Annotated in this window: 11 protein-coding genes and 1 pseudogene; 4 read left to right on the top strand and 8 right to left on the bottom strand. The window is 65.8% G+C overall.

Going from position 1 to position 8,530, the window contains the following annotated elements; all coding sequences use genetic code 11:
- From ACFU99_RS23425 to ACFU99_RS23405, 5 genes and pseudogenes are all read right to left on the bottom strand, one after another.
- Window positions 1–199: pseudogene (locus ACFU99_RS23425) on the bottom strand (hypothetical protein); the annotation flags it as partial.
- Window positions 200–207: 8 nt separating this feature from the next.
- On the bottom strand, window positions 208–1,233 hold the full coding sequence (locus ACFU99_RS23420; RefSeq protein ID WP_384395007.1) for a hypothetical protein: 1,026 nt from the start codon (window positions 1,231–1,233) through the stop codon (window positions 208–210).
- A gap of 74 nt (window positions 1,234–1,307) precedes the next feature.
- On the bottom strand, window positions 1,308–2,252 hold the full coding sequence (locus tag ACFU99_RS23415; RefSeq protein ID WP_384395005.1) for a phage distal tail protein: 945 nt from the start codon (window positions 2,250–2,252) through the stop codon (window positions 1,308–1,310).
- Window positions 2,253–2,260: 8 nt separating this feature from the next.
- Window positions 2,261–3,553 (bottom strand): hypothetical protein, encoded by a 1,293-nt coding sequence (locus tag ACFU99_RS23410; RefSeq protein WP_384395004.1) that lies wholly within the window; start codon window positions 3,551–3,553, stop codon window positions 2,261–2,263.
- 4 nt (window positions 3,554–3,557) lie between these two features.
- Window positions 3,558–4,763 (bottom strand): phage tail protein, encoded by a 1,206-nt coding sequence (locus ACFU99_RS23405; RefSeq protein WP_384395002.1) that lies wholly within the window; start codon window positions 4,761–4,763, stop codon window positions 3,558–3,560.
- Between the two features lie 142 nt (window positions 4,764–4,905).
- On the opposite strand from ACFU99_RS23405, the gene ACFU99_RS23400 reads away from it, so the two are divergent.
- Window positions 4,906–5,382 carry a hypothetical protein gene (locus ACFU99_RS23400; protein WP_384395000.1) on the top strand — a complete coding sequence of 159 codons (477 nt, stop codon included), beginning with the start codon at window positions 4,906–4,908 and terminating at the stop codon, window positions 5,380–5,382.
- On the opposite strand, the gene ACFU99_RS23395 is transcribed toward ACFU99_RS23400, so the two are convergent.
- Complete coding sequence (locus tag ACFU99_RS23395) at window positions 5,354–5,971, bottom strand: hypothetical protein (RefSeq protein WP_384394998.1); 618 nt, start codon at window positions 5,969–5,971, stop codon at window positions 5,354–5,356. The two genes, ACFU99_RS23400 and ACFU99_RS23395, sit on opposite strands and share 29 nt — an antisense overlap.
- 123 nt (window positions 5,972–6,094) lie before the next feature.
- On the opposite strand from ACFU99_RS23395, the gene ACFU99_RS23390 reads away from it, so the two are divergent.
- The 3 genes from ACFU99_RS23390 to ACFU99_RS23380 all read left to right on the top strand — a co-directional run bounded on the left by ACFU99_RS23390 (window position 6,095) and on the right by ACFU99_RS23380 (window position 7,644).
- Window positions 6,095–6,514, top strand: a complete 420-nt coding sequence (locus ACFU99_RS23390; protein ID WP_384394997.1) for a DUF3592 domain-containing protein — start codon at window positions 6,095–6,097, stop codon at window positions 6,512–6,514.
- A 253-nt stretch (window positions 6,515–6,767) separates the two neighbouring features.
- Complete coding sequence (locus tag ACFU99_RS23385; RefSeq protein ID WP_384394995.1) at window positions 6,768–7,190, top strand: DUF3592 domain-containing protein; 423 nt, start codon at window positions 6,768–6,770, stop codon at window positions 7,188–7,190.
- A gap of 55 nt (window positions 7,191–7,245) precedes the next feature.
- Complete coding sequence (locus ACFU99_RS23380; protein ID WP_384394994.1) at window positions 7,246–7,644, top strand: DUF3592 domain-containing protein; 399 nt, start codon at window positions 7,246–7,248, stop codon at window positions 7,642–7,644.
- A gap of 48 nt (window positions 7,645–7,692) precedes the next feature.
- Here the strand turns inward: ACFU99_RS23380 and ACFU99_RS23375 are convergent, their stop codons facing one another.
- Entirely contained in the window at window positions 7,693–8,037 is a 345-nt protein-coding gene (locus tag ACFU99_RS23375) for a hypothetical protein (RefSeq protein WP_384394992.1), read from the bottom strand.
- Window positions 8,038–8,102: 65 nt separating this feature from the next.
- Window positions 8,103–8,429, bottom strand: a complete 327-nt coding sequence (locus ACFU99_RS23370) for a hypothetical protein (RefSeq protein ID WP_384394990.1) — start codon at window positions 8,427–8,429, stop codon at window positions 8,103–8,105.
- Window positions 8,430–8,530 lie beyond the last annotated feature (101 nt).

Raw genomic sequence — 8,530 nt, 5'->3', positions numbered from 1 at the left:
CGGGCTGGAGCGCGGTGCGCGCCCGCTGGGCGAGGTGCCGGTCGGGCAGCGGGACAGTGGCCCGCAGCGAGCCGGGCTTGCCGATGTAGTCGTCGAACTGGACGCCCGTCAACGGCAGGCTGTCGACGACCTGGTCGGTGCGCAGGTCGCAGAAGAGGGCGCGGTAGGTGTGATCGGTCGTCGCGAGGTGATCGCTCATGGCCGTGCCTAGTCGGTGTAGTACGAGACGGCGTCGAGCGAGATCCACACGGGGTTGTCGAAGCCCTCGTACGTCCGCAGGTCGCCGGAGGCCGCGATCTCGACGCGGGTCACCGACGGCCCCGTCTTGTTCTGCGTGCGCGGCGAGGCCCAGGCGAACTCCCGGCCGCCGCCCGGACGCAGGTCGGGCGGGATGACGGCGATGACGTCGCCGTTGGGGATGGGCTTCTCGTCGTTCCGCCCGATCCGGCCGCGCAGCGTCACCAGGCTGCCGGACCGGCGCCAGGCGGCGTTCGTGCCATGGCCGGGGTTGCCGTAACCGGCGGCGAGCTTGAGCGGCTGCCAGCCCGTCACATCCGGGTAGGGGCGCCACTCCTTGCCGTTCCAGCGCTCCAGGCCGACGGAGTCGGTGTCGCGGTACTGGCCGGGGTAGCTGCCCGGCGTGCTGTCGCCCGAGGTGCGCGGGACGATACCGCCGACCGCGACGGTCGGGCGGCGCAGGTCCAGGACGGCGCCGCTGTGCCAGCCGATGCCGCCGTTGCCCGCCGACGCGCCCGCCGGCACCGAGACCGCGGCCAGCGCCAGGGCCGCGCCCGGCGTCTTCGGGGCGACCGGCTTGCCGGCCGGCTCGCCCTGGATGACCTCCAGTACGGCGGCGGTGCGGTCGGAGGTGTCGTGCTGGGCGTCGTAGATCCGCAGGACGACCAGGTCGATCCGGGGGTTGTTCGGGTCGCCGTCGGCGAAGTCGACGGCGGTGTGGTCGGTGAGGACGACCGGGTAGGCCCCGGCGGGCTCGCTGCTCTGGACCACGGCGCGGCCGGGGGCCACCTTGGCGGACATCCCCGCCGTGTCGCTGAAGACGTACAGGCCGTCCAACTGGCTCCGGCCGTCGCGGGAACCGGGAATGACGCCGTCCCGCGAGGCCAGCGGGCCCGTGGGGGTGAGCGTGCCGATCGGCGCGAGCCGGGTGTCGACGCGGGTCTGGCCTCCGTCCGCGTCGGTGCGGTTGACCAGCCAGGCGCTGCGTATGTTCATGTCCGTGCTCCATTTCTCCGGGTGCGGGGTGGGGTGGTCGAAAAGGCGTCCGTCACGTGGCTGTCACGTGTCCGTCACCAGTGCGCGTCGCGCCAGGTGACCGTCACCGAGGCGCGCGGGTCGATCCGGCCGGGGGCCGAGCGGAAGGCCAGGGACGAGGTGCCCGGCAGCAGTTGGAAGCGCTGTTCGGGGATCGAGGACGCGGTGGCGGTGTGGATGCGCGAGGTGGTGCCGTTGAGGGTGACGGTGCCCGCGGTGGTGTCGACGGTCAGGACGTCGGATTCGGCGAGGGTGATGTCGTACTGGAGCTGCGTCCCGTCGGAGAGGCGGGTCAGCGAGGGCAGCCGCACCGGACCGCGGAACTCGACGACCGGACTGACCGGCGCGTCGCCCCCGTTGGTCGCGGTGACGGTGCCGCCGGCGACGAAGTCGGCGGCCCCCCACTCCAGCGGCCAGCGCAGGCCCTCCGCGCCGCCGACCCGGTCCGCGGCGTCCCACACCAGGCCCGGTTCCGCCACCGGCAGGGTGGTGCGCACGCTCTGCTCGGCGGAGGAGAAACGGCGCGGGTCGGTGCTCAGCCACTGGAGGGTGGCCTTGGCGACGCCCAGGGTCTGGTACGTACGGTCCAGCGGGATGACGCGGCGGTCCACCCGCGCCCGGCAGACCAGGGTCTCGCCGTGCAGCCGCACGGCCAGCCACTGCTCGCCGTCGTTCACACCGGTGGCGGCGCGGAACTCGCGGGCGACGTCCGCGGCCTGCTCCGGGCGGCCGGGCAGCAGCCAGACGGCCGCGGAGACGGTCCGCGGTTTGGCCCACTGCGTGCCGGGCCAGGAGCCGTGCTGGTCGGGCCGGGGCACGTCGGCGGAGTCCAGGCCGGGCAGGTCGTCCCAGCCGGTCAGCCCCGTACTGTCGATCTGGTACGGCGTGCCGGGGCCGAAAAGGAGACCGGCCCACTGGATCTGCCCGTCGTGGGTGATCAATGAGCCGGGGCTGTCGGTGTTGTGCTGTGCGGTGGCCATGGGTGGCCTCACCTCCGTGTGTGTGCGCCGGTCCGGGCGAGGAAGAGGAGGTCCTCGGCGATGGCGTGGGCGCCGCGGCCGGTGGGCTCTTCGTAGTGGTCGAGATGGGGTGCGGCCGGGCCGCTCGTGGCGAGCGCGGCGGTGCGGGCGAGCAGCCTGCCGAGTTTGGCCAGCGGGAGGACGACCTCGGTCTCGCCTGCCTCGGCGAGGATGACGGGGACGCCGCCGGCACGGGGCGCGACGACGCCGCCCGCGGCGAGCATCGGGATCCTTGAGATGTTCACCCCGAACTTCTTGCCGAGGATGTTCACGCTGAGGCTGTTGAGGCCGTCGATGAGGCGGTTCGCGAAGCCGATCACCGCGTTGATCGGGCCTTTGATGACGCCGAGGACGGTCTGCAACGCGCTCTTGACGATGCCGGCCATGCCGGTGAGCGTCCGGGACATCGCCGACTTGGCCGTACGGAACCCCTTGGCGGGCCCCTGGGTCAGCCAGTTGAGCACCGGCTGGAGGACCCGCTTGAAGCCGCCCCAGACGGTGGAGATCACGGACTTGACGGCGTTGGTCGCCGAACTGACGCCGCTGCGCACTCCGTTGAACGCGCGGGTGAGCGGCCCGCCGATCGCCCTGACGACGCCCGATACGACCGTCTTGACGCCGTTCCACACCTTCGCAACGGTCGTCCCGACCCCCTTCATCAGGGGCGTGACGAACTTCGCGATCGCCTTGAAGCTCTTCGCCGCGAGATCGAAGACCTGCTTCATGATCTTCTGCGCGGCCTTCGACTGGAGCGCCGTATCGACGAGCTCCATGACGAAGGGCGCGAGCAGCGAGATCAGCAACCCCCACGGGTTGGCCTTCATGGCCAGGTTGACGGCCTTGATGGCCTTGGAGGCGCTGGTCAGGCCCTTGCGGAACGGGCCGGTGAGCTTGGTCCCCGCCTTGGCGCCCTTGTTGGACACCGAGGCGGAACGGGCCGCCAGGTCCGCCGACCCCTTGATCTTCTTGAGCTCCCGGGCGCACTGCTTGAACCCCGAACGCCCTCGGTTCAGGCCGGGGTTGGCGGTACCCGCCGTCTTCGCGAACCCGGTGACCGAACGGCCGGCCACCCCGGCCCCGCGCACGAACTCCTTGGACTCCCGGGCGCTCTGGTCGGCGGCGCGCTTGACCGCGTCGGCGGACCGGGCGGCGGCGGTGATCCCGGCGAGGTTGGCCCGTACGCCCCGCTGCGCCTGGGCGAGCGCGGAGCCGAACCCCGCGAACGCGCCGGCCGACCCCGCCAGGGGTGATGCCGCTGCCACGTCCTCACCCCCGGGCCTTGGCGAGGAACATCAGCGCCGCCGCGGTCTCGTTGGGGTCGCTGGCCCGCGTCGCGTAGTAGTTCTCGATGCGGAACCCGCCGGAACCGCCGGCGGACGCGGCCAGCGCCACACCACCGGAGGTGCGCCCCAGCGCGGCGCCGGACAGCAGCCGGTCCAGCTTGGACAGCGGCATGACGGCCTCCGCCTCGCCGGCCTCGGCGACGAGCGCCGGCACGCCACCGCTCCGCGGGCCCACGACACCGCCCTCGGCGAGCCGCGGAATCCTCGGGATGCTGACCCCGAAGGTCTTCCCGCCGACGAACGGCACCCAGCCCGGGATCGACACCTTGATCCCGTTGAGCTTGTCGATGGCGCTGTTGATCAGCCCGATGACGGCGTTGACCGGGCTCCGCACGGCGCTCTTGATCCCGTTGAAGGCGCGACTGGCGATGCCGGACAGCCCGTTCCAGGCGCTCGACAGCGCGCCCTTCACCTTGTTGAAGACGCTGGGAACGGCCGAGCCGATCCAGCTGACGACCGGGCTGATGACGCGCTTGATGGCGTTCCAGGCTCCGGAGATCACGCTCTTCACCGCGTTCATCACCGTGGTGATGACCTTTTTCCACGCGTTGAAGTACGTCTTGATGACCGTCGCGACAGCCTTCACGACGACAGTGATGGCCTTCTTGATGCCGTCCCAGACCGTCTTGATCAGTTTCCCGATCGACTTCATGATCGGGCTGATGACCTTCATGGCGGCCTTGACGACCTGGCCGATGACCGCGAAGGCCTTCTTCATGATCTTCTGCAACGTCTTCGACTTGGTCGCCATCTGCACGACCTTCTCGATGAGCGGCGTCAGGAGCCCGAGCAGCATCCCGATGATGTTGCCCTTCATCTCCTTGTTCAACGTCTTGAACCCACCAGCCGCCTTCTTCAGCCCACCCTGGAACTTCCCCATGGCAGGCCCGCCCTTACCCGCCTCCTTCCCCACCTTGGACACCGCCCGCGCCGCCTGATCGGCGGCCGTCTTCATGCCCTTGAGCTCACGGTTCGTCTGCTTGACGCCGGTCTTGACCTTGTTGACACCGGTCCCGGCGGTGGAAGCCTGCCGGCCGAGGGCGGTGGCGGACTTACCGGCGGTGTCCAGACCGGTTTTGAAATTTCTCAGCGAGCCGGAGGCTCTGCCGAGGGCTTGCACTAGAGACATGTGTTATCCAATTCGCGGTATGCGGTGCCGCGCGGCTCACCCCAGCGCGGTAATCAAACTGTTGACGTCGGACTTTGCCCGTCTGGCGACCTGATATGCATGATAAAATCCGTTGAATTACCTTTGCACAGAAAGGTTTCCGGTGCAGACCATCGCTTCAGTGGAAATATTACCTCTCGGCCCGTTGAGATTACTTCTCTCCGGCGTTGCATGGATCGTGTGCGGCATCTGCATCGGAATCCGCGAATTCCTGGGGTACCGAAGACGGGTCGCCACCATCGCCACATGCCTGAGCCTGTGGAGAGCGAACGAGAAAGAGGTTCGCCAGATGCTTTCACGACGCACTGTGGCCGGAGAAAAGCGAAGAGTCGTACTGGTCACCAAGACCCGCAGAGTACGCATCGATCAAACCGTGCAAATTTCCTACGACCCGAAAAACCCCGGCCAGGTGTATCTGGCCGACGAGCACCCGCGTAACGAACACTGGAAGTGGGGCGGCACCATAACGTCGATCGGCCTGGTACCAATTCTCTACTCGACGCTCCGCTGGGGCCTGTGGCATCTCGTCGACGCGCGGCGCAGCGCACATCTCAACCCAGTGCGGCTACCAATCCGTTGATACGAACCTCAAGGTCGCGGATACGAGTCTGTTGACTGGTGAGAGTGGGGTCCTGCCTCGGAACCGAGTTGACCCGGCCTCGCACCTGGCTCTGCCTGGAGCGGATCGAACTGAGCCCGGTCTCCAGACTGTTGACGCGCCTATTCGTGTTACGGAGACCAGTTTCGACATTCCCGAACCGCTGATCGAAGCGCTGCCGCTGACCGTCGATCTGTCCGTCGTGCCGCTGCAGCCAATTTTTATGCTCTTCGAACTTCCGGGCCGTTTCGTCTTCGGGTTTCTTTCCGAAGAGCCACCCGAACTTGTTCCGTTTGAAATGATTTTCGATGTAATTTTCCAGAGGCTTTCCCAGATCCAGCAGAGTGGGGAGGCCAAACTTCACGAGAGACGTAAGTTTTGCGATAGCGATAATCTCGACATATTTGCCTACATCTCCAGTGAATCCAGCCTTCCATTCTGTCCAGTTCACCTGGAATTGGCCATACCCATCCTTTTGGGCAACCCCCTTTTCAAGTTTTTCCAGACGCTCCTCGACACTCAAAGAGCTCTCGGTCTGCTCTACCTCTGAAGATGCCATCTCGTGCTGCACTCTCCTTGTCCTCGGTCGACGACCCCCGCGGCCCCCAACCGGCTGGTTGACTTTCGCCCCACCAGTAACTTACTGTGCACGCTAAATATCCGTTTTATTGCATTTATACAGAGTGGACATTAAATGAAATACATGGCCCTACCGGGAATTTTGTCGGCTGGCGTGTGGTGGATATTCTTTTCCGGTGCTGTGTGGATAGTGACCGGGGTCTGCCTAGGGATACGCCAACGCCTTGCATACCGGAGAAGAGTCACCGTCCCCGCCAAAATGGCATCCCGCCCCGAGAGAGTCGACGGCATGCACAAAATACTCTTCAAGCGGCAGCCTTTGGCGGACGAAAGGGAGCTAGTCGCCGTAAAGACCAAGAAGACGCTCAGATTTTCAGAAGGCGCCACGGTACAGATTTCTTACGACCCGAAGAGCCCGCACGAGGCGTACCTCGCCGATGAGTACCCACGACATGAACACTGGAAGGTGGCAGGCTTGGTGTGCGGAATCGGCCTCATCCCGATTCTCTATTCTACTCTGCGGTGGGGACTCTGACGTGACACGGGAAACCGTGATCGAATTTCTGCGCGTCCGGTTCTGAGCTCGCCGCCCGTGGGGAGATCGGCGGGAGCCGGGGGCACAGGGGACCGGACCCGTAGCCGGAGCCTGGGTCGGACTCAGCGGCTTTTTTTATCTCTCTCATTTCTAGTTCACTCAGCCGATCTTCGATATCCTTCGAATCTCTGATCTGTCCGCCTGATTGGCGCCGGTCTTGACCTTGTTGACACCGGCGCCGACCGTGCACTGCATGCAAATTAACCTGAAGGGTAGTGACATGTTGCAGAGGTATCTGGATGGAACCCTTATATTGCTCGCCGTACTGTTCGTCTGGGTGTCTGCCATCTATATACCCAGACAGTTCCTGAGAAGGCGCGGCGTCCGGGTGCCCGGTGTATGCATAAATCACTCAGCGAGCAAAGATGGAAAAATTGGCATCCTTATGGAATTCCATACGGAAGACGGGCGTCGGATGAGCTTTAATGCCGGGTACTCCGAATTCCCCCCGGTGCAGATAGGTGGCACGACGGACGTGCTCTATGATCGCCGCAATCCTCGGCGCGCACAGCTGGCTCGGGACGTGCCAGCCAATGGCCGTACAGCTCCGATCTTCCTTGCCTGCGTTGTTCTGCTCGCTGTCATCCTCGCGGGGGTCCGAATCGCCGTCGTCTGATCTCGCGCAATACTTGAATGTCAGGGATCAAATATGATGCGATGAGGTATCAGGCATGTCACGGGACACACTGTTCGAAATCCTGATCCTGCTCAGCTTGCTATTTGTCATTACGCTAGTCCAGCACATACGGACTTGCGTTCTCAGAAGGCGTGGAGTCCGTACGACCGGAACCTGCGTGAATCATTCCGGCACCGACCGGGACGGGAAAATCAGCGTGCTGATGGACTTCAGCATCGAGGACGGGCAGCGTATCCGGTTCAATGCCGGATACTTTCGCTTTCCGCCGCTTCAGGTCGGTGACCAAACCACGGTGGTCTACGACCGTCGCAGGCCGGCCCGCGCCGAATTCTCCACGGGCGTGCCGGCCAGCGGGCGCAAGGTCCGAATTTTCCTCGCCGTCGTGGCACTCGCCATGCTCGCGGTCGGAGCGGTCTGCGTTTTCGCCTACTGAGCTACTGAGCAGCGGAGCGCTCACTGAGCCCTCCGCGGACCCGGCCCCTCAGCCGAAGAAGCGCATGAGTTCGCCGCCCGTGGGGAGATCGGCGGGGGCCGGGGCCTCAGCGGGGTCAGGGTCGGACTCGGTGTCGGCCGGATTGCCGGGGCGCGGGATCGGCTCCGGGTATTCCGGCGGATCCGAGCCTTCTTCGCCGTTCATGGCGACGGTCATCCAGTTCGCCGCGGCGAGGTGGTCGGTGATGGCGGCCAGCAGGTGCTCGGCCGTGCCCCATTCCGTGACCTCGCCGTGCAGTTCGCGGTTGACGGCGCTGTCGCGTGGGAGCTGTCTGACGAGCACCGACAGCCGGCGGGAGGAGAGCCGGCCGCGGTGCCAGTCGAGCAGGTCCACGCCGTAGTGCCGCAGCAGATCGGCTTCGAGAGCCTCGGCGTGTTCTTCTGCGAACGCGTCGAGGCTCAGTCTTCCCCCAGGCCGAGCCCGGTCTCCTCGCCGTACGCCGCCAGGATCGCCGCGATGTCCTGCATCGTCAGGTCGTGCGCGTCGAAGCGCTTGAACTGCTCCTTGCCCAGCAGCAGTTCGAACAGGCCGTCGATGTCGTTGTCATCCAGTTCACGCAGCTCACGCGCGGTGCGGCGACCGATCTCGCTCGGCAGCTCGAAGGTGTCTCCGTCGAGCGTGAAGGACCAGGCCCGGCCGTGGGCCTCGTGCCGCTGGGCGCGGGCGGCGTTGACGTCGAAAGAGTTCGCGTTCGACGTCGAAGTCAAGGACGAGGACGAGGACATGGATGTGCTCCTTTGTGGTGCGTACGAGGTGAGGAAGGGGCGGGCGCCGCTCCGGGCCGGAGGGAGGGAGAGCACCGCAGCGGCGCCCGCGATTCAGGTGG

It is taken from the genome of Streptomyces sp. NPDC057654 (assembly GCF_042800135.1).
Lineage (GTDB): Bacteria > Actinomycetota > Actinomycetes > Streptomycetales > Streptomycetaceae > Streptomyces.
This window is presented reverse-complemented; position numbering and strand designations above follow the sequence as displayed.